The organism is Streptomyces sp. NPDC098101, from assembly GCF_044760185.1.
GTDB lineage: Bacteria > Actinomycetota > Actinomycetes > Streptomycetales > Streptomycetaceae > Streptomyces.
This window is the reverse complement of record NZ_JBIWAS010000002.1, coordinates 1,157,384-1,180,540: the sequence shown is the minus strand read 5'-3', so window position 1 is coordinate 1,180,540 and position 23,157 is coordinate 1,157,384. Positions and strand designations below refer to the sequence as shown.

Here is a 23,157-nt window from a genome sequence, read left to right as displayed (position 1 = left end):
GGACCCGGCCTGGTGAGGACCGGCCGGGTGGGGACCGCGGGCTCCGCTAGGGTGCGCGGATGACGGACACGCGTACGCACGGCGGTTATCGGACGGGCGGGTTGTGGGCCGCGGTGGGGATCTCGTTCACCGTGGTGCTGATCGGCTCGGGCCTCGCGCTGTTCCTGATGCTGGAGTACGACGAGCGGTGCTCCCAGGGGATGGTCCGGGGGCCCGGCGGGCTGCGGGGGATCCGGAACCAGGCGTTCCCCCCGGCCACCGTCTGCGAGTTCGAGCGGGGGGACGTGTCCTCGCTCGGGAACGCGTGGGTCCTCGGCGCCCTCCTCTGGGTCGCCCTGGTGGTCCTGGTCGTCTGCCTGTTCACGGCGCTGGTGGCGGACTGGTTCGAACCGCGCCCCGGCGATCCGCTGGTGGAGCCGAGGAGCAGGACCGAGCAGGTGAGCCGTACGGGGGCCGCCTTCTTCGTGACCGGATCCCTCTTCCTCCTGCTGTACGCGCTGGCCGGCTGGGAGCTGTTCACCGGCCCGTCGTCGGCCTGTTCGGCGGCCGGGGACTGGGGATACCACCCGCCCAGGACGCTGGAGTACTCCTTCTTCCCGCCGCAGGCGACCTGCCAGTACGCGAGCGGCACGACGGAGCACCTCACCTCCGACTGGCTGTCCTCCCTGACGGCGCTGTCCGCCCTCCCCGCCCTCGTCGCGGGCGTCGGTCTCGCCCTCGCGTGGCGCCGCCGCCGGGAGGAGCTGCGGGGTGCCGCCCGGCCCGCCGCCCCCACGGAGGAGCGCTCCCCCGAACTCCCTTGACGGCCCGTCAGGCAGCTTTCTAGCGTGTCCGGGGACCGACCGAAGGAGAGCCGCCGCATGTCCCGTCCCCTCGCCCTCGTGACCGGGGTCGGCCGTACCGTCGGCATCGGCGCGGCCGTCGCCCGGCGCCTCGCGGACTCGGGCTGGGACCTCGTCCTCACCCACTGGACCCCCTACGACCTGCGCATGGAGTGGGGCGTCGAGCGGGGCGCGACCGAGGCGATCGTCCGCGACCTCACCGACCGGGGCGCGACCGCCGGGGCCGTCGAGGCCGACCTCGCCGACCCGGAGGCCCCCGCGTTCGTCCTCGACAGCGCCGAGCGGCTTCTCGGCCGCCCGGTCACGGCCCTCGTCCTGTGCCACTGCGAGTCGGTCGACTCCGGTCTGCTCGACACCACGGTCGAGAGCTTCGACCGCCACTTCGCGGTCAACGCGCGCGCGTCCTGGCTGCTGATCCGCGAGTACGGCCGGCGGTTCACCGGGCCCCCGGGCACCGGCCGCGTCGTCGCCCTGACCAGCGACCACACCGTGGGGAACCTCCCGTACGGGGCGAGCAAGGGCGCCCTGGACCGCATCACCCTGGCGGCGGCCCACGAACTCGCCCACCTCGGGGTCACGGCGAACGTCGTCAACCCGGGCCCCGTGGACACCGGCTGGATGTCCGGGGAGCTGCGGGAGGAGATCGTCCGGAAGACCCCGCTCGGCCGCCTCGGCACCCCCCGGGACGCGGCGCACCTGGTGGACTTCCTCTGCTCGCCCGAGGGCCAGTGGGTCAACGGGCAGCTGCTGACGGCCAACGGCGGCCTGGTCTGACGCGGAGGCGCGCCGCGCGGGCACGCTCCGGAAGCACGCAGGACCCGGCCGGACTGATACGGGGGAGCCGGCCGGGTCCGGGTGACCGTCCGCACGGGCGGACCGGACCCGCTCACCGTAGGCCCGGCCGAAGATCGTCGCGAGCCGCGGAACGCGGGGCCTGTCCGGAATGCGCGACGGATCGGAGCAGCGGAAGCACGCCCCGGCCGGGGGAAGCGCCCCCCGGCCGCCCGGGCCCGGCCGACGGCTTTGGCGCGATACCGCCGTCGGGACGCCGGAGACCGCCGTCGGGGCCCGGAGACCGCCGTCGGGGCGCCGGAGGCCGTCGTCGGGGCGCCGGAGGCCGTCGGCGCGGCCCGGGCCGGGGCCCGGGGGAAGGCCCTACGGGGCGAGGCCCCACGGGCGAGCCCCGCGACCCCGCCGCCCCGCGACCCCCGCTCCCCTCAGCGTCCCGCCCGCAGCGTCCGGGACGGGGACTCGCCGTACTTCTCCCGGTAGCGCGCCGCGAACCGGCCCTGGTGGCCGAAGCCCCAGCGCCAGGCCACCTCGCTCACGCTCACCTCGTCCGGCGCGGCCGCCCGCAGCTCCTCGCGGACCCGGTCGAGGCGGACCTCCCGCACGTACGCCATCGGGGACATCCCCACGTACTCCCGGAAGGACTCCTGGAGGCGGCGCACGCTCACCCGGGCCAGGGCGGCGAGTTCGGTCGTGGTGAACGGGTGCTCGGGGCGCTCCCGCACCGCGTCCATCGCCCGCTTGACCGGGGCCGGGCGCCGGGCCTCCCCCGGATGGTCGAGCGCCTCGCGCCAGGGGTGCTCGGCGGCCAGGAGCAGCCCGTTGAGCAGCGCCTCCTGGAGGGGTCCCGCCACCAGTTCGTGCCGGGCGATGTCCTCCCCGGCCAGCGCCCCGTACGCGACCTGGCGGGCCAGGCGCACCCAGCTCAGGCCGGGGCCGCGCGTGATGTCCAGGCGGGGCGCGAAGACGAGCGGGCCGCGCGGCGGCCGTCCCGTCAGCCGTTCGAGGCGCTCGCGCAGCGCGGCCGCCCCGATCTTCACCGCCAGGGTCCGGCAGTCGCCGCTCCAGCGGTCCAGGAAGGTGTCCCCCGCCGGGTCGAGCAGCAGCGCCTCGGAGGCCGTCGCGACGAGCGGCGGGCCGCCGCCCTGGCGCAGTTCCATCGTCCCGGTCAGCGGGGCGTTCAGGTGGTAGGCGCCCAGCTCGCCGAAGCTCATCCGGACGTCGGCCCCGCAGCTGAGGTCGCCGATGACCAGCGGCCCGAGGACGACGGTGTCGAACCGCGCCGCGAAGGGGCGCGAGCCGCGTTCGACCAGGTCCATGCGGCTCGTGTAGTACCGCGCGTCGAGCTCCTCGCGCGCCTCGTCCACGTCCCCCGTCCGGAACGAGCCCCCGCCCTCCGGTCTCTCCCGCCCCACCGCGCCCGCCCCCGTTCCCCCGGCCCCCACAGCACCCATGGGTCGAAAGAATATTCATATGACGGATCTGACCGGGAACGGCAGGATGCCCGTCATGCCACGACCTCATGGATTCACGTACGAGCAGCGGGGCGACGGCTCCGTCGTCCTCACCCACCAGGGCCGCGCCGCGGGCGTGCTGCGCGGCGGGCGCGCCGAGAAGTTCCTGGCGGAGGTGGAATCGGGCGACGCCCAGCTGGTCATGGCCCGCTGGACGGGCGCGTACCGCTTCGGCAACGAGCGGCAGGCCCGCGACCATCCCCGTAATCAGGGTGGCCGAACCGGGCGAAGGTAAGGGAACGGCAAAGGGGCCCGGATCGTTAGCCCTGGCATGACCGCTATGACCCCCGGCTCGAACATTCCTCTCACCGCCACGCGCGTGGCGGTGGACGTCGCCGCCCCCGTGCGGCTCGACGTCTCGGGCCTGCTGCTCGGCGCCAACGGCAAGGTGCGCTCGGACGACGACTTCATCTTCTACAACCAGCCGGCCGGGCCCGGTGTCACCTACCGCTCCGGCGGCGGGACCGCGCCCGACGCGATCCTGGTCGACACCGGCGCCCTGCCGGCCGGCGTCGAGAGGATCGTCGTCACGGCGAGCCCGGACGCCGCGGGCCAGACCTTCCAGGGCGTCGAGCCCACGGCGACGATCCGCGACGCGGACGGCGGCGCCGTGCTCGCCACCTTCACCCCGCCGCGCCTGGCCACGGAGACGGCGCTCGTGGTCGTCGAGATCTACCTGCGCAACGGCGCGTGGAAGGCCCGCGCGGTGGGCCAGGGCTATGCGAACGGGCTCGCCGGGATCGCGACCGACTTCGGCGTCTCGGTGGACGAGGAGCCAGCCGCTCCCCCGGCCCCCGCCGCGCAGGCCGCACCCCCGGCGCCCCCGGCCCCGCCCGCGCCGCCCGTCGCCCCGGTGGACCCCCGGCTCGCGCCCCCGGCCCCGGCCGCTCCCCCGGCCGCCCCCGCCCCCGGTGCCGGCAAGATCAACCTCGACAAGGGCCGGGTCAACCTCCAGAAGAACCAGACGGTGTCCCTGGTCAAGGGCGGCCGTCCGCTGCTCTCCCAGGTCAAGATGGGCCTCGGCTGGGAGCCCGCCTACCGGGGCAAGGACATCGACCTGGACGCGTCCGTCATCGCGTACGGGCCCCAGCGCAACCATCTGGACAGCTGCTACTTCGGCAAGCTGACCATCCTCAACGGCTCGGTCAAGCACTCCGGTGACAATCTCACCGGCGAGGGCGCGGGCGACGACGAGGTGATCGTGGTCGACCTGGGCCGACTGCCCGCCGAGGTCTCCGGTCTCGTCTTCACGGTGAACTCCTTCTCCGGCCAGAAGTTCACCGAGGTCGCCAAGGCCTACTGCCGGCTGATCGACGCGGCGACGGGCGAGGAGCTGGTCCGCTTCGACCTGACCACCGCCGAGCCGCAGACCGGCGTGATGATGGCGAAGCTGATCAAGCAGTTCTCCGGCGAGTGGGAGATGACGGCGATGGGCGAGTTCGTGAAGTCGCGGACCGTCCGGGGCATGGTGAAGCCGGCCGCCCAGGCCCTCTGACCGACCGGACCGACCAGACCGACCGGACCGACCGGACCGCACGGGCTCCCGGGACCTCCCGGGAGCCCTCTTCCGTACGGACCGTCAGGCGCCCGACCGCGAGCGGGCCTTGAAGGCGGCCTTGCGGGCCTCCTTCGCCGCGCCCTTGTCCCGGTGCAGCCGGCCCATCGCCTCCAGGACCTCCGCCGTCGCCGGGTGCTCCACCCGCCAGGCCGCCTCGAAGAAGCCGCCGTGGCGCCCGGTGAGGCCCTCGATCAGCTCCTGGAGCTCCTCCAGGTCGCCCTCCGCGTCGAGCTGGGCCGCGATCGTGTCGATCGCCAGCCAGAAGATCATCGACTCCGGCGGCGCGGGCACGTCCGCCGCGCCCCGCTCCGCGAGCCAGACCCGCGCCAGGCCGCCGAGTTCCGCGTCGTCCAGGACCTCCCGCACGGCGGGTTCCGCGTCCGGGCCCACCAGGGAGAGCGTCTGCTGGCAGTGGAGGCGGCGGAGCGGGGAGCCCGCGTCGGAGCCCCGGGCGGCGTGCAGCAGTTCGCGGGCCGCGCCGAGGGCGTCGCGCCCGGCCAGCCAGGCGGCGGTCTCCTCGCGGGCCGCGGCCTCCGGGTAGCCGGCGATCCCGTCGAGGAGGGCGTCGGCGCCCTTGTCGGCCAGGTCGCCGACGGCGGGCGCGTCGACGCCGGCCTCCAGCATCCGGGCCCGGACGCCGTAGAGGCCGAGCGGGGTGAGCCGGACCATGCCGTAGCGGGTGACGTCCTCGTCGTCGACGGAGACGGCGGGCTCCTCGCCCTCCTCGACCATCAGGGCCTCGTCCAGGGGCTGGTACTCCACGAGCCCGATCGGTTCGAGCAGCCGGAACTGCTCGTCCAGCCGCATCATCGCGTCGGAGACCTGCTCCAGGACGTCGTCGGTGGGCTCGCCCATGTCGTCGGGGACGACCATCGACGCGGCGAGCGCGGGCAGCGGCACCGGGCCCTCGCCGGCCCCGCCCTCGCTGACGGTCAGCAGGTAGAGGTTGCCGAGCACGCCCTCCAGGAACTCGGCCTCGGCCTCGGGGTCCCAGTCGAGGGCGTCGACGTCGATCTCGCCGTCCTCCCCGATGAGGTCGTCGAGGTCGTCGAGGACGGGGGCGACGGCGTCCGCGAAGACGGTGTCGAAGCCGTCCAGCCAGAGCGCGAGGACGTCCCGGGGCGAACCGCCGGTGAGCAGGGCCAGGTTCTCGCCGGGCCCGGCCCGGCCGGGGACGTCCTCCCCGTCGGCCCCGTCCGCCGGTTCGCCGTCCTCGACCTCCACGAGGCCGGTGTCGACCGCGAGCCGCCAGGCGTCGCCCGCCCGGAGCTCGCCCTCCTCGTCGGCGGTCAGGCCCAGGGCCCCGGCCGCCGCCGGGAGCTGCTCGTCGACGAGTTCGCCGCCCGCGTCGACCCGGGTGTCGGGCCCGGCCCAGCGGGCGAGCCGGGCCGCGTCGGCGAGGAGGGGGGCGGCCAGGGCGTCCCGCGCCAGCTCCGCGTCCGCACGCAGCCGAACGGGGGGAAGGGTGGGGTGCTCCGCTGACATTCTGGGGGGTCTCCTCGGCGCGTACGGGGTGAGCGGGTGAACAGGGGTGGGAAAAGCGGTCGGTGGGCGGGGGCTCGGGAGCGCGTTCGGTGAGCGGGCTCGGGAAAGCGGTCTCGGCGAGTGGTCCCGGAGAGCCGTCCCAGCGTAGACGCATCCGGGGGGAGGTCCGCCGGTTCACGGATTCGTCAGCCTTCGTACACCCGTCGACCCTTGACAAGTGGGGTGCCCTGCCAAGAGATTGACGCGCGTAGATCCATCTGCCGTTCCTCCAAGCACCCTCGGAGTCCCTGATGTCTTCCTCCATACCGAGAACCGCGGCCGTCGCCGCCGTCGTGTCCGCCGCCCTGGCCGCCGGGCTGCTCGCCGGTTCGGCGAGCGCGTCCGCCGAGGACGGCGCCGGTGTCCGCATCCACGACATCCAGGGCACGACCCGCGTCTCGCCCCTGGTCGGGCAGCAGGTCACCGGTGTCACGGGCATCGTGACCGGCGTCCGCACCTACGGCTCGCGCGGCTTCTGGATCCAGGACCCCACCCCCGACGCGAACCCGGCCACCAGCGAGGGCCTGTTCGTCTTCACCAGCTCCGTCCCGACCGTCGCCGTCGGCGACGCGGTGAGCGTGAACGGCACGGTCACCGAGTACGTCCCCGGCGGCCTGGCCTCCGGCAACCAGTCGCTGACGCAGCTCTCCAAGCCGGTCGTCACCGTCGTCTCGCAGGGCAACCCGGTGCCGGCCCCGGTGACGATCTCGTCCTGGTCCGTCCCGGACGCGTACGCCCCGGCGGGCGACCCGGCCGCGGACGGCTCGATCAACGGCCTGACCCTGAAGCCCCGGAAGTACGCCCTGGACTACTACGAGTCCCTGGAGGGCACCAACGTCCGGATCGGCTCCTCGCGGGTGGTCGGCGCCACCGACCCGTACTCCGAGCTGTGGGTCACGGTGAAGCCCTGGGAGAACCGCAACCGGCGCGGCGGCACGGTCTACGGCTCGTACGAGGACCAGAACACCGGTCGGCTCCAGGTCCAGTCGCTGGTCCCGACCGCCCAGCAGCCGTTCCCCAAGGCGAACGTGGGTGACGTCCTTGCCGGCGCCACCGAGGGCCCGCTCGACTTCAACCAGTACGGCGGCTACACCCTGACGGCCCGCACCCTCGGCACGGTCGTGGACCGGGGCCTGAAGCGCGAGACCACGGACCGGCAGCACAGGAACGAGCTGGCCGTGGCGACGTACAACGTCGAGAACCTCGACCCGAGCGACCCGCAGGAGAAGTTCGACGCGCTCGCGAAGGCGGTCGTGGAGAACCTCGCCTCGCCGGACGTCGTCGCCCTGGAGGAGATCCAGGACGACAACGGCGCCAAGAACGACGGCACGGTGACGGCCGGCCAGACGGTGAAGAAGTTCACCGACGCGATCGTGGCGGCCGGCGGCCCGGCGTACGAGTGGCGCTCGGTCGACCCGGAGAACAACAAGGACGGCGGCGAGCCCGGCGGCAACATCCGTCAGGTCTTCCTCTTCAACCCGGCGCGGGTCTCCTTCACAGACCGCCCGGGCGGCGACGCCACCACCGCGACCGGCGTCACCGGCCGCAAGGGGCACGCGGCGCTGACCGTCTCCCCCGGCCGGATCGACCCGGCGAACACGGCCTGGGCGGACAGCCGCAAGCCGCTCGCGGGCGAGTTCGTCTTCCGGGGCCGTACGGTCTTCGTGATCGCCAACCACTTCGGCTCGAAGGGCGGGGACGAGTCGATCGTCTCCCACCACCAGCCGCCGAACCGTTCCTCCGAGGCGAAGCGCCTGCTCCAGGCCCAGGCCGTCAACGGCTTCGTGAAGCAGCTCCTCGCGGTCGAGAAGCAGGCCGACGTGCTGGTGGTCGGCGACATCAACGACTTCGAGTTCTCCGGCACCACGAAGGCGCTGACGGCCGGCGGCGCGCTGTACCCGGCGGTGAAGTCGCTGCCGCGCGGCGAGCGCTACTCGTACGTGTACCAGGGCAACAGCCAGGTCCTCGACCAGATCCTGACCAGCCCGGGGATCCGCCACTTCACGTACGACAGCGTCCACATCAACGCGGAGTTCGCCGACCAGGACAGCGACCACGACCCGCAGGTCCTGCGCTTCCGCCCGTAGGCGAGGCCCTTTACACGCCCGCGCCGAGCCTCGGCGCGGGCGTGCGCCGTCCCACCCTTCAGCAACCCTTATCTTTCCGGCCAAGAAGATCTAAGTGGACCTTCACCGTCCGCCGCGCCCAGACTTCCGGCATGACCACCGCACCGCCTTTCGGCCGCGCGCTCTGCGCGATGATCACGCCCTTCACCCCCGTCGGCGCGCTCGACCCCGACGCGGCGGGCGCCCTCGCCGTCCGGCTCGTGGCGGAGGGCTGCGACGGGCTCGTCCTCAACGGGACCACCGGCGAGTCCCCGACCACCACCGACGCCGAGAAGACCGCGCTCGTCCGCGCCGTCCGGGAGGCCGTCGGCCCCGGCCCCTCGGTCCTCGCGGGCGTCGGCAGCGCCGACACCGCGCACACCGCCGGACTGGCCCGGGCGGCCGAGGAGGCGGGCGCGGACGGGCTGCTCGTCGTCACCCCGTACTACAGCCGCCCTCCGCAGGCGGCCGTCGAGGCGCACTTCCTGAAGGTGGCGGACGCGACCGGCCTGCCGGTGATGGTCTACGACATCCCCGGCCGCACCGGCACCCGCGTCGAGCCCGCGACGATGCGGCGGCTCGCCGCGCACCCCCGGATCGTCGCGGTGAAGGACTGCTCGTACGACCTGCTCGGCGCGGCCCGGCTGATCGCGGAGACCGGGCTCGCGTACTACTCGGGCTGCGAGGAGCTGAACCTGCCGCTGTACGCGGTGGGCGGCGCCGGGTACGTCAGCACGGTGGCGAACGTGGCGCCCCGTCAGCTGCGGGCGGTCCTGGACGCCTTCGACGCGGGCGACACCGCCGGGGCGGCCCGGCTCAACGCCCGGCTGCTGCCGCTCGCCGAGCGGATGATGGCCTCGGGCCTGCCGGGCACGGTGACCGCCAAGGCCCTGCTCGGCGGTCCCCTGCGGGAGCCGCTGCTGCCCGCCGACCGGGAGACGGCCGACGGGCTGCGCGCGCTCCACGAGGCGCTGCCGCGGCCGGATCAGGCGGAGTCCCCGCTGTAGGTGTGGCCGAGGATCGCGGCGTGCTCCAGGACGTCCTCCAGGGGGTCGTCGATCTGGCCGGTGGAGACCAGGGAGACGTTCGGGCCGTTGTGCGCGTGCAGGTGCGTCTCGTCCGCCGCCGCCGTTCCGGCGGACAGCAGGACCGCCACCGCCGCGCCCACCCCGGTGGCCATGGTCCTCGTCCTCATGTCGGCTCCTCGCCTCGTCTGCGTACGGGGCTCTCCGCCCCCGCACTGATAACGCAGCGTCACCGGATCGGTTGTCGTGCGTGTCACGCGCGCGTCGCCGTGTGACGGGATCTTCACGGTGCCGTCCGGAGTTTCACGGCCCTGTCCCCATCGCGTACCGCCCCGGGGCGGCGCCCGGCCCCCCGGTTAGCCTGGGCCCGCTCCGGGCGCCGGACGGCTGCCCGGCCGTGGAACGACAGGACGAGGGAACGGGGAGCGGACACATGCCGATACACGGGGGAAGCACGACCGGGACGACGGCCGCCGGGGCGCACGTGCCGTCCCGCAGGCGTCTGATCCGGCTGGCCGGGACCGGTCTCGGCCTGGCGGCGCTCGGCGCGGGCGCGTGGGGCTGCGGCCCGGTGGAGGAGCCGGCCGCCGACGCCACCGCGCCCGGGAGGAACGGGAAGAACCCGTCGGCCGGGGAGGCCGCTCCCGGGGACGCCTTCACCACCCCTCCGCCCGGCACCGCCCCGGGCCCGCTGTGGCAGGCCGACGCCATGGCCGGGGCGCTCGGCGCGATGGACGCGCTCGCCGTCGCCGGGGACGTGGTCATGGTCTCCGGCGATCCGCTGACGGGCCGCTCCCTCACCACCGGCAAGGAGCTCTGGTCCCGCGAGAAGGTCGCCGTCCCGGGCGCGAAGCTGCTGGTCGCGGGCGGCACCCTGTACCTCGCCAGCGCCCGGTACGACGGGGACGTGGTCGGCCTCGACCCGGCCACCGGCGAGGAGACCTGGCGCAGCAGGCTCGGCGGGAAGAAGTACGCGCAGCCCCGCACGATCGCCGTCGACGAGCGGCGGGTCTACGTCCTCGCCGGGATCCTGGAGGCGGACTACCGCGTCAAGGAGAACGTGATCGCGGCCCTCGACATCGCCTCCGGCAAGGTGGTCTGGCAGGAGCGGCGCGACAAGGGCACCCAGGAGTTCGGCATCACCGCCGCCGTCTCCGGCCGCCACCTCGTCTACACCGACTTCCGGGAGAACGTGACGGTCCGCGACACCGCCACGGGCCGGCAGGTGTGGACGAAGAAGATCGGCCGCTCCAACAGCGAGCGGATCGCCGTCCACGGGGGCCTGGTGGTCGTCGCCGACGGCGGGCGGCTGCGCGCCTTCGCCCTGGCCGACGGCACGGAGCGCTGGTCCCTTGCGGCCGACGAGTCGTACACCCGCTTCCACAGCCCCGCCGTCCTGGACGGGGTGCTCTACGCCTCCGACTCCGCGCACGTGCTGCGGGCGGTGGACCCGGCGACGGGCGAGGAGCGCTGGCGCAACGCGGAACTCCTGGAGGTCGCGTACCCCTGGCAGTTCGTCACGGCGGGCGGGAACCTCTACGCGGCGACGGAGCTCGACCCCAAGGGCGGGATCCTCGCCTTCGACGCCCGCACCGGCAAGCTGCGCTGGACGTACAACGACGGCACGGGCGCGGTCGACAAGTGGTACGTGGCGGCCTCGGGCAAGCGCCTCGCGGCCCTGCACGGAAAGCGGCTGACCGCCCTGCCCGCCGTCTGACGACGGGGGCGAGGGCGGCCGGCGGCTCACGGGGCCTCAGTTGTGGCTGTGCAGGACCTCGTTGAGGCCGCCCCAGACCGCGTTGTTCGGGCGGGCCTCGACGGCGCCGGTGACCGAGTTGCGGCGGAAGAGGATGTTCGAGGCGCCGGAGAGGTCGCGGGCCTTCACGATCTCGCCGTCGGGCATGGTGATCCGGGTGCCGGCCGTGACGTACAGGCCGGCCTCGACGACGCACTCGTCGCCGAGCGCGATGCCGACGCCCGCCTCGGCGCCGATCAGGCAGCGCTCGCCGATGGAGATGACGACGTTGCCGCCGCCGGAGAGGGTGCCCATGGTGGAGGCGCCGCCGCCGATGTCGGAGCCGTCGCCGACGACGACGCCGGCCGAGATGCGGCCCTCGACCATGGAGGTGCCGAGGGTGCCGGCGTTGAAGTTGACGAAGCCCTCGTGCATGACGGTGGTGCCGGCGGCGAGGTGGGCGCCGAGGCGGACGCGGTCGGCGTCGGCGATCCGGACCCCGGCGGGCGCCACGTAGTCGGTCATGCGGGGGAACTTGTCGATCGAGGTCACCTGGAGGTGCAGGCCCTCGGCGCGCGCGTTGAGCCGGACCTTCTCGACGTCGTCGACGGCGACCGGGCCGAGCGAGGTCCAGGCGACGTTGGCGAGGAGGCCGAAGACGCCGTCCAGGCTCTGGCCGTGCGGCTTGACCAGGCGGTGGCTGAGCAGGTGCAGGCGCAGGTACGCGTCGTGGGCGTCGAGCGGCTTCTCGTCGAGCGAGGCGATGACGGTGCGGACGGCGACCACCTCGACGCCCCGGCGGGCGTCCACGCCGAGGGCCTTGACGGCGCCCTCGCCGAGGGCGTTGAGGGCCGCGTCGGGGTCGAGCCGCTCGGTGCCGGCGGGGCCGGGCGCGTCGGTCAGCTCGGGGGCGGGGAACCAGGTGTCGAGGACGGTGCCGTCGCCGGCGATGGTGGCGAGGCCGGCGGCGACGGCGCCGGTGGTGCGAGGAGCAGTGGTCATGACGGAAAACCTAACCGGCGGGCCCCCGCCCGGGCCAACCGGTCTCAGGTGTCGGTCCGGCGCGCCGTCGGTTCGGACGAGCCCCGGCCCGGGGTTCTCGGTGCTTCGTCCGGGGCCCCGGGACCCAGGATCCGGCCCAGCATCACGCGCGCGTACTCCTCGTCGTACGTCCCGTCGGCGAGCAGGACCTGGAGGCAGACGCCGTCCATGAGGGCGACCAGGGCGCGGGCGGTGACGGGGTCGGTGCGGGGGGCCAGGGCGGCGGTGACGGCCTCGGTCCACTCGGCGGCGACCGGGCGCAGGGCGGGGCGGCGCAGGGCGGCGAGGTAGAGCTCGTACTCCAGCTCCACGCCGGTGCGTTCGCCGCCCAGCCACTCCCCCAGGAAGCGGGCGAGGACGGCGGCGAGGTCGGTGTCCGGGCCCAGGAGGGCGGTCCGCTCGCGCAGTTGCCGCCCGAAGTTCTCGTTGGCCTTGCGGAGCGCGGCGACGAGGAGTTCGTCGAGGGAGGCGAAGTGGTACGTGGTGGAGCCCAGCGGCACGTCCGCCTCGGCGGCCACCGTGCGGTGGCTCAGCCCGGCGATGCCGGACCGTCCGACGACCCGGAGGGCCGCGTCCACGAGGCGTTCGCGGCGGTCGGGGTCGTGGCGGCGGGGGCGGGCCATCAGTGGGCGCCGCCGAGGTTGAGGACGGCGACCCCGGCGACGATGAGGAGGATCCCGGCGACCTTGGCGAGGCCGAGGGTCTCGCCGAGGAAGAGGACGCCGATGGTGGCGACGGCGGCGGTGCCGACGCCGGACCAGATGGCGTACGCGGTGCCGACCTGGAGCGTCTTGAGCGCCTGCGCCAGGAGCGCGAAGGCGATCAGGTAGCCGACGCCGGTGACGAGCGAGGGCCAGAGCTTGCTGAAGCCGTCGCTGTACTTCATCGAGGTGGTGGCGAGGATCTCCGCCGCTATGGCGCCCGCCAGCAGTCCGTAACCCATGCGTACGAGCGTACACAGAGATGTGTACGGGCGTACATACCGTCTCGTACGGGTGTGCGGGGCGGCGACCGATACGGTGTCGCCATGACCTATCCCACGGGGCCCTACGGCTACGGCCACACTCCTCCGCCCCCGCCGCCGAAGCCCGGCGTGATACCCCTGCGGCCGCTCGACCTCAGCGAGGTCCTGACGGCCGCCTTCAGCACCCTCGGGCGCCACTGGAAGCAGCTCGTCGGCGTCACGGCCGTCGCCTACGGCTTCGCCCTCCTGCTGGTCGCCGCCGCGTTCGGCGTCGGCTACCTGGCCGTCGCGGACCACGTGCCCGGCGTGTTCGACCTGCCGGAGGACGCGGACCCGTCGTGGGAGGACGGCCTTCCGCTGCTGATCGCGTTCGGCTGCGTCTGGCTGTTCTCGATGGTCGTCATGCTGGTGGCGAGCGCCCTGGTGTCGGCGGCGGTGCCCGTGGTCCTCCAGGAGGCGGTCCTGGGCGGCCGCGTCGCGTTCGGGACCGTGTGGGGGCGCGCGTGGGCGCGGATGCCCGTGGTGCTCGGCACGATCCTGTTGACGTCGCTGACCCTGCTGGTGCCGTTCCTGCTCGTCGGCGGCCTGTTCGTCGGCCTGATGGCCGTGCTGATCGCCAACGACTCCGGCCCCGCCGCGACGCTGCTGCTCCTCCCCGCGCTCCTGCTGATCGCCCCGCTCGGCACCTGGATCTGGGTGAAGCTCGCCTTCGCCCCGACGGTGGCGGTGATGGAGCGTCAGGGCGCCACGGCGTCCCTGCGGCGGTCCTGGCACCTGGTGACCGGCTCGTGGTGGCGGACCCTCGGCGGTCTGCTGATGGCCTCCGTGATCACGGGTGTCATCAGCGTGGTGTTCCAGCAGGTGCTGGGCGCGGTGGCGTCCGCGCCCCTCTCCTTCGACGGGGACCAGGCCCCCGAGACGGCCGGGGAGTTCTTCTCCCTGCTCGCGCCGGCGGTGATCGTCATGATCGCCGGATCGCTGATCGCCCAGGTGTTCTCCGCGCTCTTCCCGCCGCTGGTGTCGGGGCTGCTCTACGTCGACCGGCGGATCCGCCGGGAGAACCTGGCGCCGGTGCTCGCCCGGGCGGCGGCGGAGCGGGCGCAGGACTCCTGACGGCCCGGCGGGGCGGCCGCCTCAGTCCGTGAGCGACCGCTTCGGCCGCAGCACGCAGAACTCGTTGCCCTCGGGATCCGCGAGGGTCACCCAGGTCGCGTCCTTGCCCTGCCCGACGTCGATCCGGGTCGCCCCGAGGGCGAGGATGCGCTCCACCTCGGCGTCCCGGTCGTCGGGCGTGAGGTCGATGTGCAGCCGGTTCTTGACCGTCTTGGACTCGGGCACGGGCAGGAAGCACATCCCCGGCAGAGTGTGCTCGTCGGCTCCGACAACGACCTCGTGCTCGTCCTCGTAGAGCACCTTCCAGTCCAGGACCGAGGCCCAGAAGCGGGCCTGGGCGGACGGGTCGTGGGAGTCGACGGTGAGGTGGTACATGCGAACGGCCATGCTCCCCAGTCTGTCAGGGGAGCACGGCCGTTCGCGCGAGGGGCTCGCTCAGACGTTGAAGCCGAGCGCGCGCAGCTGCTCGCGCCCGTCGTCCGTGATCTTGTCCGGGCCCCACGGCGGCATCCAGACCCAGTTGATCTTCAGCTCGCTGACGATGCCGTCGGTGGCGGACTTCGCCTGGTCCTCGATCACGTCGGTCAGCGGGCAGGCCGCCGACGTCAGGGTCATGTCCAGCGTCGCGACGTTGGAGTCGTCGATGTGGATGCCGTAGATCAGACCCAGGTTGACGACGTCGATGCCCAGCTCGGGGTCGACGACGTCGTACAGCGCCTCGCGGACTTCTTCCTCGGAGGCCGGCTTCATGGTGGCCCCGGCGTTCTCGGTCATGCCGACTTCCTCTCGGACTTCTGGTCGTCGTCCCCCAGCGCCTGGGCGGTCGCGTCCTTCCAGGCCATCCAGCTCAGCAGGGCGCACTTCACCCGGGCGGGGTACTTGGAGACCCCGGCGAACGCGACCGCGTCCTCCAGGACCTCCTCCATCGCCTCGTCCGGCTCGATCTGGCCCTTGGACTGCATCAGCTCCAGGAAGGTGCCCTGGATCTTCCGCGCCTCGGCCAGCTCCTTGCCGACGAGCAGCTCGTTGAGGACGGACGCCGAGGCCTGGCTGATGGAACAGCCCTGGCCCTCGTACGACACGTCCTCGATGCGCGAGCCGTCGTACTTCACGCGGAGCGTGATCTCGTCGCCGCACGTCGGGTTGACGTGGTGCACCTCGGCGTCGCCGTCCCGGAGACCGCGCCCGTGCGGGTGCTTGTAGTGGTCCAGGATGACGTCCTGGTACATCGAATCCAGCTTCACGAGCGTCCCCTAGCCGAAGAAGTTCCGTACGTGCTCCAGTCCCTCGACCAGGGCGTCGACCTCGGCCGGAGTGGAGTACAGATAGAACGACGCCCGCGTGGTCGCGGGAATTCCGTAGCGGAGGCAGACCGGCCGCGCGCAGTGGTGGCCGACCCGGACCGCGATGCCCTGCTCGTCGAGGACCTGGCCCACGTCGTGCGGGTGGATGTCGCCGAGCGTGAAGGAGATCGCCGCGCCGCGGTCCTCGGCCGTGGTGGGGCCGATGATCCGCAGGTCCGGGACCTCCTGGAGGCGCCGGACGGCGTACTCGGTGATCGCGTGCTCGTGGCGCGCGATGTTCTCCATGCCGATCGCCGACAGGTAGTCCACGGCCGCGCCGAGGCCGACGGCCTGCGCGATCGGGGGCGTGCCCGCCTCGAACTTGTGCGGGGCCGGCGCGTACGTCGAGGAGTGCATCGAGACGGTCTCGATCATCTCGCCGCCGCCGAGGAAGGGCGGCAGGTCCTCCAGGAGCTCCTGCCGTCCCCACAGCACGCCGATGCCGGTCGGGCCGCACATCTTGTGGCCGGTGAAGGCCACGAAGTCGGCCTGGAGCGCCTGCACGTCCAGGACCATGTGCGGGGCCGCCTGGGAGGCGTCGATGCAGACGAGCGCACCGACCTCCTGGGCGCGGCGGATGATCGTCTCGACCGGGTTGACCGTGCCCAGCAGGTTCGAGACCAGCGTGAACGAGACGATCTTGGTCTTCTCGGTGATGACCTCTTCGATGTTCGAGAGGTCGAGACGGCCGTCGTCGGTGAGGCCGAACCACTTCAGCTTCGCGCCCGTGCGCTGCGAGAGCAGCTGCCACGGCACGATGTTGGAGTGGTGCTCCATCTCCGTGATGGCGATCTCGGTCTCGTGGTCCACGCGGTAGGGCTCGTCGGCCCAGCCCAGCATGTTGGCCACGAGGTTGAGCGACTCGGAGGCGTTCTTCGTGAAGATGACCTCGTCGCGGCTCGGCGCGTTGATGAAGGCCGCGACCTTGTCACGGGCGCCCTCGTAGAGCGCCGTCGCCTCCTCGGCCACCGTGTAGACGCCGCGGTGGACGTTGGCGTTGTGGCGCTCGTAGTACGTGTTGAGCGCGTCGAGGACCTGGCGCGGCTTCTGCGAGGTCGCCGCGGAGTCGAGGTACACGATCTTCTTGCCGTCGTGGACCGTGCGGTCCAGGAGCGGGAAGTCCTTGCGGATCGCCTCGGTGTCGAGGAGGCCGGAGAGCCCCTGATGGGCAGAAGTCACGCGGACGCGCCACCCTTCACGTACTTGTCGTAGCCCTCGTTCTCCAGCACGTCGGCGAGCTCGGCGCCACCGGACTCGGCGATGCGGCCGTTCGCGAACACGTGCACGAAGTCGGGCTTGATGTAGCGCAGGATGCGCGTGTAGTGGGTGATCAGCAGGGTGCCGACCTCACCGGTCTCGCGGACGCGGTTGACACCCTCGGAGACGACGCGCAGGGCGTCGACGTCGAGGCCGGAGTCGGTCTCGTCGAGGATCGCGATCTTCGGCTTGAGGAGCTCCAGCTGGAGGATCTCGTGGCGCTTCTTCTCACCGCCGGAGAAGCCCTCGTTGACGTTGCGCTCGGCGAAGGCCGGGTCCATCTGGAGCTGCTCCATCGCGGACTTGACCTCCTTCACCCAGGTGCGCAGCTTGGGCGCCTCGCCGCGGACGGCGGTGGCGGAGGTGCGCAGGAAGTTGGAGACCGAGACGCCGGGGACCTCGACCGGGTACTGCATGGCCAGGAAGACGCCGGCGCGGGCGCGCTCGTCGACCGACATCTCCAGGACGTCCTCGCCGTCGAGGGTGACGGTGCCGCCGGTGACCGTGTACTTCGGGTGGCCGGCCAGCGAGTACGCCAGGGTCGACTTGCCGGAGCCGTTGGGGCCCATGACGGCGTGGGTCTCGCCCTGCTTGATGGTCAGGTCGACGCCCTTGAGGATCTCGCGGGGGCCGTTCTCCGCCTCGACGGAGACGTGCAGGTCGTGGATTTCAAGCGTAGCCATGGGTGACTCAGGACTCCTGGGTGACGGAGACGAGCACATCGTCCCCTTCGATCTTTACGGGGTATACGGGGACGGGGCGCGTCGCGGGAAGGCCGGAGGGCTTGCCGGTGCGCAGGTCGAAGCTGGACCCGTGCAGCCAGCACTCGATGGCGCAGTCCTCGACCTCGCCCTCCGAGAGGGAGACGTTCGCGTGCGAGCAGATGTCGTTGATCGCGAACACCTCGCCCTCGGTGTGCACGACCGACACCGGCGTGCCGTCGACCTCGACCCGCTTCGGGGTGTCGGTCTCCAGCTCGCTCAGTGCGCAGACTCGGACGAAGGCCATCAGACGGAGGCCTCCAGCTCCGCCTCGATCTTGGCGAGCAGGCGCTCCTGGACGTCGGGCAGGCCGATCTGCTGGACCAGCTCGGCGAAGAAGCCGCGGACGACGAGGCGGCGGGCCTCGGTCTCCGGGATGCCCCGGGACATCAGGTAGAAGAGCTGCTCGTCGTCGAAGCGGCCGGTGGCCGAGGCGTGACCGGCGCCGGCGATCTCGCCGGTCTCGATCTCCAGGTTCGGCACGGAGTCGACCCGGGCACCGTCCGTGAGGACCAGGTTCCGGTTCAGCTCGTACGTGTCGGTGCCCTCGGCGGCGGCCTGGATGAGCACGTCGCCGATCCAGACGGCGTGCGCGTCCTGGCCCTGCAGCGCGCCCTTGTAGGCCACGTTGGACTTGCAGTGCGGGGTGTTGTGGTCGACCAGGAGGCGGTGCTCCTGGTGCTGGCCCGCGTCGGTGAAGTACAGGCCGAAGAGCTCGGCCTCGCCGCCGGGGGCCGCGTACGCCACGCGCGGGTGGATGCGGACGACGTCGCCGCCGAAGGTGACGACGACCGACTTGAAGGAGGCGTCGCGGCCGACGAGCGCGTTGTGCTGGGCGACGTGGACGGCCTTCTCGTCCCAGTCCTGGACGGAGACGACGGTGAGCTTGGCGCCGTCGCCGAGGACGTAGTCGACGTTGGCGGCGAGGACGGCGTCGCCGGTGTGGTCGATGACCACGACGGCCTCGGCGAAGGCGCCGAGCTCGATCACCTGGTGGCCGAAGGCGGTCCCGCCCTCGCCGTGCACGGCGATGCGGATCGGCTCGGCGAGGACGGCGTCCTTGGCGACGGTGACGACCGAGGCCTTCTCGAAGGAGGAGTACGCCTGGGCGGCGACCCGGTCGACGGGGGTGCCCGCCCGGCCGAGGCGCTCGTCGTCGCGGCCGACGGTCTCCACGGTGACGCCCTCGGGGGCCTCGATGTCGACCTTGACGCCCTCGCCGGTGGCGACGGCGGTGCCGTCGTGCAGCCCGCGCAGGCGCTCCAGCGGGGTGAACCGCCACTCCTCCTCGCGGCCGTGCGGGACGGGGAAGTCCGCGACGTCGAAGGACGGGGGCGCGCTCATGCGCGTGGCGACGGTGGACTCGGCGGCCACCGCGATCGAGCCGGCAGTGGTGGAACCTGCCGGGATGTTCTGGGCCTCAGCCATGGCTGTCGTGTTGCTCTCTTCCTGCGTACGGGGAAACGGTCGCTGCGTGCGGGCGGCGGGCCTCAGCCGACCGACCCCTCCATCTGCAGCTCGATCAGCCGGTTGAGCTCCAGGGCGTACTCCATCGGGAGCTCCTTGGCGATGGGCTCGACGAAGCCGCGGACGATCATCGCCATGGCCTCGAACTCGGTGAGGCCGCGGCTCATCAGGTAGAAGAGCTGGTCCTCGGAGACCTTGGAGACGGTGGCCTCGTGGCCCATGGAGACGTCGTCCTCGCGCACGTCCACGTAGGGGTACGTGTCGGAGCGGGAGATGGTGTCGACGAGCAGCGCGTCGCAGAGCACGTTGGACTTGGCGCCCGGGGCGCCCTCGCCGATCTCGATGAGGCCGCGGTAGGAGGTCCGGCCGCCGCCCCGCGCCACCGACTTGGAGACGATGTTGGAGGAGGTGTTCGGGGCCATGTGGACCATCTTGGCGCCGGCGTCCTGGTGCTGGCCCTCGCCCGCGAAGGCGATGGACAGGGTCTCGCCCTTGGCGTGCTCGCCCATCAGGTAGACGGCCGGGTACTTCATGGTGACCTTGGAGCCGATGTTGCCGTCGACCCACTCCATGGTGGCGCCCTCGTAGGCGACGGCGCGCTTGGTCACCAGGTTGTAGACGTTGTTCGACCAGTTCTGGATGGTCGTGTAGCGGCAGCGGCCGCCCTTCTTGACGATGATCTCCACGACGGCGCTGTGCAGCGAGTCCGAGGAGTAGATCGGGGCGGTGCAGCCCTCGACGTAGTGGACGTAGGCGTCCTCGTCGACGATGATCAGCGTCCGCTCGAACTGGCCCATGTTCTCCGTGTTGATGCGGAAGTAGGCCTGGAGCGGGATCTCGACGTGCACGCCCTTCGGCACGTAGATGAAGGAGCCGCCGGACCACACGGCCGTGTTCAGCGAGGCGAACTTGTTGTCGCCGACCGGGATGACGGTGCCGAAGTACTCCTTGAAGAGCTCCTCGTGCTCCTTCAGGGCGGTGTCGGTGTCGACGAAGATGACGCCCTGCTCCTCCAGGTCCTCGCGGATCTGGTGGTAGACGACCTCGGACTCGTACTGGGCGGCGACGCCGGCGACGAGGCGCTGCTTCTCCGCCTCGGGGATGCCGAGCTTGTCGTACGTGTTCTTGATGTCCTCCGGCAGGTCCTCCCAGGACTCGGCCTGCTTCTCGGTGGACCGCACGAAGTACTTGATGTTGTCGAAGTCGATGCCGGAGAGGTCGGAGCCCCAGGTCGGCATGGGCTTCTTGCCGAAGAGCCGCAGACCCTTGAGACGCAGCTTCAGCATCCACTCGGGCTCGTTCTTCTTCGAGGAGATGTCGCGGACGACGTCCTCGTTCAGTCCGCGCTTGGCGGTGGAGCCGGCGGCGTCGGAGTCGGCCCAGCCGTACTCGTACCGACCCAGGCCCTCGAGCTCGGGGTGGCTGATCTCGGTGGTCATGCGGGGTTCCTCCCGGCCGTGCTTGCGGATGCTGATTCGGTGGTCTGTGGTGCGCCGTGCGGGATGAACGTGGTGCAGACGCCGTCACCATGGGCGATGGTGGCCAGGCGCTGGACGTGCGTTCCCAGGAGGCGGGAGAAGAATTCCGTCTCCGCCTCGCACAGCTGGGGGTACTGCTCGGCGACGTGGGCGACCGGGCAGTGGTGCTGGCAGAGCTGCTCGCCGACCGGCGCGTTCCGCGCAGTGGCAGCGTACCCGTCCGCCGTGAGCGCCTTGGCGAGCGCCTCGGTCCGCCGCGCGGGCTCGGCCGCCTCGACGGCCTCGCGGTACGCGCGGCCCTGGCTCTCGATCCGGTCCCGGGCGAAGGCGGCGACGGCCTCCTCGCCCCCGGCGTTGCGCTCGATCCAGCGGAGCGCCTCGACGGCGAGCGAGTCGTACGACTGGTCGAAGGCGTCCCGGCCGCAGTCGGTCAGGACGAAGACCTTCGCGGGACGGCCGCGGCCGCGGTGGCCGTAGACGCGCTTCTCGCGCGCCTCCACGACGTTCTCCGCGACCAGCGAGTCGAGGTGGCGGCGGACGGCCGCCTGGGTGAGGCGGAGCCGTTCGGCCAGATCGGCGACGGTCGACGGCCCGTGGTCGAGGATCGACCGCGCCACCCGGTTGCGCGTGGAGCGCTCCCGGGTCGCGAGTTCCTCCACCGGAGCCGCTCCCACGTTTTTCACAACACCATTGTTGCGTAATTAATCGGGGAGTGACAAGCGGCACCCGGCGCGCGGACGGTGCCGTGCGTCACTCAGGTAAGGCTTACCTGACCTGCGGCGATGATCATTCATGGGATGAATTCGACCACTCTTCCGGACCCGCGACCGGAGGACCCCCGGGCGCTCTCTAGACTTCCCGACATGCACGGGAAGCCCGCGAGTGAGTCCGTCGTCCAGGTCCGCGGCCTGGTCAAGCGGTACGGAGACAAGACCGCCGTCGACGGCCTCGACCTCGACGTACGGGCCGGCACCGTCACCGCCGTCCTCGGTCCCAACGGGGCCGGCAAGACCACCACGATCGAGATCTGCGAGGGCTACCGCCGGCCCGACGGCGGCACCGTCCGGGTCCTCGGCCTGGACCCGGTCGCCGACGCGGCCGCCCTGCGCCCCCGGATCGGCGTCATGCTCCAGTCCGGCGGCGTCTACTCCGGCGCCCGCGCCGGCGAGATGCTCCGGCACATGGCGAAGCTGCACGCCCACCCGCTGGACGTGGACGCCCTGATCGAGCGCCTCGGCCTCGGCTCCTGCGGCCGGACGACCTACCGGCGCCTCTCCGGCGGCCAGCAGCAGCGCCTCGCGCTCGCCATGGCCGTCGTCGGCCGCCCCGAGCTCGTCTTCCTCGACGAGCCCACCGCCGGGCTCGACCCGCAGGCCCGCCGCGCCACCTGGGACCTGGTCCGCGAGCTGCGCGCCGACGGGGTGACCACGGTCCTCACCACCCACTTCATGCAGGAGGCGGAGGAGCTGGCCGACGACGTCGCCATCGTCGACGCCGGCCGGATCGCCGCCCAGGGCAGCCCCGAGGAGCTGTGCCGCGGCGGCGCCGAGAACACCCTGCGCTTCACCGGCCGCCCCGGACTCGACCTGGGCTCCCTGCTCAAGGCGCTCCCGGACGGCACGGCCGCGGCGGAGACCCTGCCGGGCACGTACCGGATCACCGGCGACGTCGACCCCCAGCTGCTCGCCACGGTCACCAGCTGGTGCGCCCAGCACGGCGTGATGCCGGAGGGCATCGCGGTCGAGCGCCACACCCTCGAAGACGTTTTTCTGGAGCTCACGGGCAAGGAGCTGAGGTCATGAGTACGGACACCCGCCTCCCGGAGTCCACCGGTACCCACTCCCCCCGGCCCGGCGCGGCCCCCGTCGGGCGGATGATCGCCGCGCAGACCGCCCTGGAGACCAGGATGCTGCTGCGCAACGGCGAGCAGCTGCTCCTGACGGTGATCATCCCCTCGCTGCTCCTGGTGCTGTTCTCCACCGTCGACGTCGTCGACACCGGGGCCGGGAAGCCCGTCGACTTCCTCGCCCCCGGCGTCCTCGCGCTCGCCGTGATGTCCACCGCCTTCACCGGCCAAGCCATCGCGACCGGTTTCGAGCGCCGGTACGGGGTGCTCAAGCGCCTGGGGGCCTCGCCGCTCCCCCGCTGGGCCCTGATGACCGCCAAGACGCTCTCCGTCCTGGTCACCGAGGTCCTCCAGATCGCGCTCCTCACGGCGATCGCCCTCGCGCTCGGCTGGTCCCCGCACGGGAACCCGCTCTCCGTGCTGCTGCTCCTGGTCCTCGGCACCGCCGCCTTCTCCGGCCTCGGCCTGCTGATGGCCGGCACGCTGCGGGCCGAGGCCACCCTGGCCGCCGCCAACCTGGTCTTCCTGCTGCTCCTGGTGGGCGGCGGGGTGATCGTGCCCCTGGAGAAGTTCGGCGCCGCGGGCGACGTGCTCGCCCTGCTGCCGATCTCGGCCCTCTCGGACGGCCTGCGGGACGTCCTGCAGGGCGGGGCGGCGATGCCGTGGGGCGACGCGCTGGTCCTGGCGGTCTGGGCGGTCCTGGGGCTCGGCGCGGCGGCGAAGTTCTTCCGCTGGGAGTAACCGAGAGGTTCCGTTCGGCCACATACGCCCCCCTCGTGAAAGCGCGCACAAGCG

Annotated in this window: 25 protein-coding genes; 10 read left to right on the top strand and 15 right to left on the bottom strand. The window is 72.4% G+C overall.

Annotation, left to right across the window (positions count from 1 at the left end; genetic code table 11):
• The first annotated feature begins 59 nt into the window (after positions 1 to 59).
• Both ACIQVI_RS12335 and ACIQVI_RS12330 read left to right on the top strand, forming a co-directional pair.
• Entirely contained in the window at positions 60 to 803 is a 744-nt protein-coding gene (locus ACIQVI_RS12335) for a hypothetical protein (protein WP_403594313.1), read from the top strand.
• A 57-nt stretch (positions 804 to 860) separates the two neighbouring features.
• Positions 861 to 1,616 carry an SDR family oxidoreductase gene (locus tag ACIQVI_RS12330; protein ID WP_403594310.1) on the top strand — a complete coding sequence of 252 codons (756 nt, stop codon included), beginning with the start codon at positions 861 to 863 and terminating at the stop codon, positions 1,614 to 1,616.
• 443 nt (positions 1,617 to 2,059) lie between these two features.
• Here the strand turns inward: ACIQVI_RS12330 and ACIQVI_RS12325 are convergent, their stop codons facing one another.
• Positions 2,060 to 3,085 (bottom strand): AraC family transcriptional regulator, encoded by a 1,026-nt coding sequence (locus tag ACIQVI_RS12325; protein ID WP_351969525.1) that lies wholly within the window; start codon positions 3,083 to 3,085, stop codon positions 2,060 to 2,062.
• A gap of 55 nt (positions 3,086 to 3,140) precedes the next feature.
• Here ACIQVI_RS12325 and ACIQVI_RS12320 point away from each other — a divergent pair, with 55 nt between their 5' ends.
• Complete coding sequence (locus ACIQVI_RS12320) at positions 3,141 to 3,380, top strand: hypothetical protein (protein WP_121834040.1); 240 nt, start codon at positions 3,141 to 3,143, stop codon at positions 3,378 to 3,380.
• 36 nt (positions 3,381 to 3,416) lie between these two features.
• Positions 3,417 to 4,640 (top strand): TerD family protein, encoded by a 1,224-nt coding sequence (locus ACIQVI_RS12315; protein ID WP_351969524.1) that lies wholly within the window; start codon positions 3,417 to 3,419, stop codon positions 4,638 to 4,640.
• A gap of 84 nt (positions 4,641 to 4,724) precedes the next feature.
• Here the strand turns inward: ACIQVI_RS12315 and ACIQVI_RS12310 are convergent, their stop codons facing one another.
• Positions 4,725 to 6,188, bottom strand: coding sequence for a hypothetical protein (locus ACIQVI_RS12310; RefSeq protein ID WP_403594307.1), 1,464 nt, complete (start codon positions 6,186 to 6,188; stop codon positions 4,725 to 4,727).
• 290 nt (positions 6,189 to 6,478) lie between these two features.
• On the opposite strand from ACIQVI_RS12310, the gene ACIQVI_RS12305 reads away from it, so the two are divergent.
• Together ACIQVI_RS12305 and dapA are read left to right on the top strand one after the other, a co-directional pair.
• Positions 6,479 to 8,314, top strand: a complete 1,836-nt coding sequence (locus tag ACIQVI_RS12305; RefSeq protein WP_403594304.1) for an endonuclease/exonuclease/phosphatase family protein — start codon at positions 6,479 to 6,481, stop codon at positions 8,312 to 8,314.
• Between the two features lie 131 nt (positions 8,315 to 8,445).
• Positions 8,446 to 9,339, top strand: coding sequence for a 4-hydroxy-tetrahydrodipicolinate synthase (dapA, locus tag ACIQVI_RS12300; RefSeq protein WP_403594301.1), 894 nt, complete (start codon positions 8,446 to 8,448; stop codon positions 9,337 to 9,339).
• On the opposite strand, the gene ACIQVI_RS12295 is transcribed toward dapA, so the two are convergent.
• Complete coding sequence (locus ACIQVI_RS12295; protein WP_351969521.1) at positions 9,318 to 9,527, bottom strand: hypothetical protein; 210 nt, start codon at positions 9,525 to 9,527, stop codon at positions 9,318 to 9,320. The two genes, dapA and ACIQVI_RS12295, sit on opposite strands and share 22 nt — an antisense overlap.
• A gap of 263 nt (positions 9,528 to 9,790) precedes the next feature.
• On the opposite strand from ACIQVI_RS12295, the gene ACIQVI_RS12290 reads away from it, so the two are divergent.
• Positions 9,791 to 11,074, top strand: coding sequence for a PQQ-binding-like beta-propeller repeat protein (locus tag ACIQVI_RS12290; RefSeq protein ID WP_403594298.1), 1,284 nt, complete (start codon positions 9,791 to 9,793; stop codon positions 11,072 to 11,074).
• 36 nt (positions 11,075 to 11,110) lie between these two features.
• Here the strand turns inward: ACIQVI_RS12290 and dapD are convergent, their stop codons facing one another.
• The 3 genes from dapD to ACIQVI_RS12275 are packed head-to-tail and all read right to left on the bottom strand — an operon-like array spanning position 11,111 to position 13,076.
• Positions 11,111 to 12,094: a 2,3,4,5-tetrahydropyridine-2,6-dicarboxylate N-succinyltransferase gene (gene dapD / locus ACIQVI_RS12285; protein WP_351969519.1), complete on the bottom strand. Its 984-nt coding sequence runs from the start codon at positions 12,092 to 12,094 to the stop codon at positions 11,111 to 11,113.
• A gap of 44 nt (positions 12,095 to 12,138) precedes the next feature.
• Positions 12,139 to 12,756 (bottom strand): TetR/AcrR family transcriptional regulator, encoded by a 618-nt coding sequence (locus ACIQVI_RS12280; protein ID WP_403594295.1) that lies wholly within the window; start codon positions 12,754 to 12,756, stop codon positions 12,139 to 12,141.
• On the bottom strand, positions 12,756 to 13,076 hold the full coding sequence (locus tag ACIQVI_RS12275) for a DMT family transporter (RefSeq protein WP_403594292.1): 321 nt from the start codon (positions 13,074 to 13,076) through the stop codon (positions 12,756 to 12,758). Before ACIQVI_RS12275 ends, ACIQVI_RS12280 begins: the two co-directional genes overlap by 1 nt.
• Positions 13,077 to 13,160: 84 nt before the next feature.
• Between ACIQVI_RS12275 and ACIQVI_RS12270 the strand changes: the two genes are divergently transcribed.
• Positions 13,161 to 14,210, top strand: a complete 1,050-nt coding sequence (locus ACIQVI_RS12270; RefSeq protein WP_403594289.1) for an oxidoreductase — start codon at positions 13,161 to 13,163, stop codon at positions 14,208 to 14,210.
• Between the two features lie 21 nt (positions 14,211 to 14,231).
• Here the strand turns inward: ACIQVI_RS12270 and ACIQVI_RS12265 are convergent, their stop codons facing one another.
• The 9 genes from ACIQVI_RS12265 to ACIQVI_RS12225 all read right to left on the bottom strand — a co-directional run bounded on the left by ACIQVI_RS12265 (position 14,232) and on the right by ACIQVI_RS12225 (position 21,199).
• Complete coding sequence (locus ACIQVI_RS12265; protein WP_403594286.1) at positions 14,232 to 14,597, bottom strand: VOC family protein; 366 nt, start codon at positions 14,595 to 14,597, stop codon at positions 14,232 to 14,234.
• Positions 14,598 to 14,645: 48 nt separating this feature from the next.
• Positions 14,646 to 14,984: a metal-sulfur cluster assembly factor gene (locus ACIQVI_RS12260; protein ID WP_055644196.1), complete on the bottom strand. Its 339-nt coding sequence runs from the start codon at positions 14,982 to 14,984 to the stop codon at positions 14,646 to 14,648.
• Positions 14,981 to 15,454, bottom strand: coding sequence for a Fe-S cluster assembly sulfur transfer protein SufU (gene sufU, locus ACIQVI_RS12255; protein ID WP_351969514.1), 474 nt, complete (start codon positions 15,452 to 15,454; stop codon positions 14,981 to 14,983). The genes ACIQVI_RS12260 and sufU overlap by 4 nt, the downstream gene beginning before the upstream one ends.
• A gap of 9 nt (positions 15,455 to 15,463) precedes the next feature.
• Positions 15,464 to 16,732 (bottom strand): cysteine desulfurase, encoded by a 1,269-nt coding sequence (locus ACIQVI_RS12250; protein WP_053642066.1) that lies wholly within the window; start codon positions 16,730 to 16,732, stop codon positions 15,464 to 15,466.
• Positions 16,729 to 17,493 carry a Fe-S cluster assembly ATPase SufC gene (gene sufC, locus ACIQVI_RS12245; protein WP_073806607.1) on the bottom strand — a complete coding sequence of 255 codons (765 nt, stop codon included), beginning with the start codon at positions 17,491 to 17,493 and terminating at the stop codon, positions 16,729 to 16,731. Before sufC ends, ACIQVI_RS12250 begins: the two co-directional genes overlap by 4 nt.
• A 7-nt stretch (positions 17,494 to 17,500) precedes the next feature.
• Positions 17,501 to 17,818: a bifunctional 3-phenylpropionate/cinnamic acid dioxygenase ferredoxin subunit gene (locus ACIQVI_RS12240; RefSeq protein ID WP_030205123.1), complete on the bottom strand. Its 318-nt coding sequence runs from the start codon at positions 17,816 to 17,818 to the stop codon at positions 17,501 to 17,503.
• Positions 17,818 to 18,999, bottom strand: a complete 1,182-nt coding sequence (gene sufD / locus ACIQVI_RS12235; RefSeq protein WP_351969512.1) for a Fe-S cluster assembly protein SufD — start codon at positions 18,997 to 18,999, stop codon at positions 17,818 to 17,820. The genes ACIQVI_RS12240 and sufD overlap by 1 nt, the downstream gene beginning before the upstream one ends.
• A gap of 62 nt (positions 19,000 to 19,061) precedes the next feature.
• Positions 19,062 to 20,477: a Fe-S cluster assembly protein SufB gene (sufB, locus tag ACIQVI_RS12230; RefSeq protein WP_351969511.1), complete on the bottom strand. Its 1,416-nt coding sequence runs from the start codon at positions 20,475 to 20,477 to the stop codon at positions 19,062 to 19,064.
• Positions 20,474 to 21,199 carry a helix-turn-helix transcriptional regulator gene (locus ACIQVI_RS12225; protein WP_403594279.1) on the bottom strand — a complete coding sequence of 242 codons (726 nt, stop codon included), beginning with the start codon at positions 21,197 to 21,199 and terminating at the stop codon, positions 20,474 to 20,476. The genes sufB and ACIQVI_RS12225 overlap by 4 nt, the downstream gene beginning before the upstream one ends.
• 180 nt (positions 21,200 to 21,379) lie before the next feature.
• Here ACIQVI_RS12225 and ACIQVI_RS12220 point away from each other — a divergent pair, with 180 nt between their 5' ends.
• Together ACIQVI_RS12220 and ACIQVI_RS12215 are read left to right on the top strand one after the other, a co-directional pair.
• A complete protein-coding gene (locus tag ACIQVI_RS12220; RefSeq protein WP_161372172.1) occupies positions 21,380 to 22,318 on the top strand; it encodes an ABC transporter ATP-binding protein in 939 nt (312 codons plus the stop codon).
• The gene (locus ACIQVI_RS12215; RefSeq protein ID WP_403594275.1) at positions 22,315 to 23,103 is read left to right on the top strand and encodes an ABC transporter permease; all 789 of its coding nucleotides are present in this window, start codon (positions 22,315 to 22,317) and stop codon (positions 23,101 to 23,103) included. The genes ACIQVI_RS12220 and ACIQVI_RS12215 overlap by 4 nt, the downstream gene beginning before the upstream one ends.
• Positions 23,104 to 23,157: the final 54 nt, after the last annotated feature.

What these genes read in the sequence shown, in the direction of transcription:
- ACIQVI_RS12335 (WP_403594313.1), top strand. Translation starts at nt 60, where the DNA reads ATGACGGACACGCGTACGCACGGCGGTTATCGGACGGGCGGGTTGTGG.
- ACIQVI_RS12330 (WP_403594310.1), top strand. Translation starts at nt 861, where the DNA reads ATGTCCCGTCCCCTCGCCCTCGTGACCGGGGTCGGCCGTACCGTCGGC.
- ACIQVI_RS12325 (WP_351969525.1), bottom strand. Translation starts at nt 3,085, where the DNA reads ATGGGTGCTGTGGGGGCCGGGGGAACGGGGGCGGGCGCGGTGGGGCGG.
- ACIQVI_RS12320 (WP_121834040.1), top strand. Translation starts at nt 3,141, where the DNA reads ATGCCACGACCTCATGGATTCACGTACGAGCAGCGGGGCGACGGCTCC.
- ACIQVI_RS12315 (WP_351969524.1), top strand. Translation starts at nt 3,417, where the DNA reads ATGACCGCTATGACCCCCGGCTCGAACATTCCTCTCACCGCCACGCGC.
- ACIQVI_RS12310 (WP_403594307.1), bottom strand. Translation starts at nt 6,188, where the DNA reads ATGTCAGCGGAGCACCCCACCCTTCCCCCCGTTCGGCTGCGTGCGGAC.
- ACIQVI_RS12305 (WP_403594304.1), top strand. Translation starts at nt 6,479, where the DNA reads ATGTCTTCCTCCATACCGAGAACCGCGGCCGTCGCCGCCGTCGTGTCC.
- dapA (WP_403594301.1), top strand. Translation starts at nt 8,446, where the DNA reads ATGACCACCGCACCGCCTTTCGGCCGCGCGCTCTGCGCGATGATCACG.
- ACIQVI_RS12295 (WP_351969521.1), bottom strand. Translation starts at nt 9,527, where the DNA reads ATGAGGACGAGGACCATGGCCACCGGGGTGGGCGCGGCGGTGGCGGTC.
- ACIQVI_RS12290 (WP_403594298.1), top strand. Translation starts at nt 9,791, where the DNA reads ATGCCGATACACGGGGGAAGCACGACCGGGACGACGGCCGCCGGGGCG.
- dapD (WP_351969519.1), bottom strand. Translation starts at nt 12,094, where the DNA reads ATGACCACTGCTCCTCGCACCACCGGCGCCGTCGCCGCCGGCCTCGCC.
- ACIQVI_RS12280 (WP_403594295.1), bottom strand. Translation starts at nt 12,756, where the DNA reads ATGGCCCGCCCCCGCCGCCACGACCCCGACCGCCGCGAACGCCTCGTG.
- ACIQVI_RS12275 (WP_403594292.1), bottom strand. Translation starts at nt 13,076, where the DNA reads ATGGGTTACGGACTGCTGGCGGGCGCCATAGCGGCGGAGATCCTCGCC.
- ACIQVI_RS12270 (WP_403594289.1), top strand. Translation starts at nt 13,161, where the DNA reads ATGACCTATCCCACGGGGCCCTACGGCTACGGCCACACTCCTCCGCCC.
- ACIQVI_RS12265 (WP_403594286.1), bottom strand. Translation starts at nt 14,597, where the DNA reads ATGGCCGTTCGCATGTACCACCTCACCGTCGACTCCCACGACCCGTCC.
- ACIQVI_RS12260 (WP_055644196.1), bottom strand. Translation starts at nt 14,984, where the DNA reads ATGACCGAGAACGCCGGGGCCACCATGAAGCCGGCCTCCGAGGAAGAA.
- sufC (WP_073806607.1), bottom strand. Translation starts at nt 17,493, where the DNA reads ATGGCTACGCTTGAAATCCACGACCTGCACGTCTCCGTCGAGGCGGAG.
- ACIQVI_RS12240 (WP_030205123.1), bottom strand. Translation starts at nt 17,818, where the DNA reads ATGGCCTTCGTCCGAGTCTGCGCACTGAGCGAGCTGGAGACCGACACC.
- sufD (WP_351969512.1), bottom strand. Translation starts at nt 18,999, where the DNA reads ATGGCTGAGGCCCAGAACATCCCGGCAGGTTCCACCACTGCCGGCTCG.
- sufB (WP_351969511.1), bottom strand. Translation starts at nt 20,477, where the DNA reads ATGACCACCGAGATCAGCCACCCCGAGCTCGAGGGCCTGGGTCGGTAC.
- ACIQVI_RS12220 (WP_161372172.1), top strand. Translation starts at nt 21,380, where the DNA reads ATGCACGGGAAGCCCGCGAGTGAGTCCGTCGTCCAGGTCCGCGGCCTG.
- ACIQVI_RS12215 (WP_403594275.1), top strand. Translation starts at nt 22,315, where the DNA reads ATGAGTACGGACACCCGCCTCCCGGAGTCCACCGGTACCCACTCCCCC.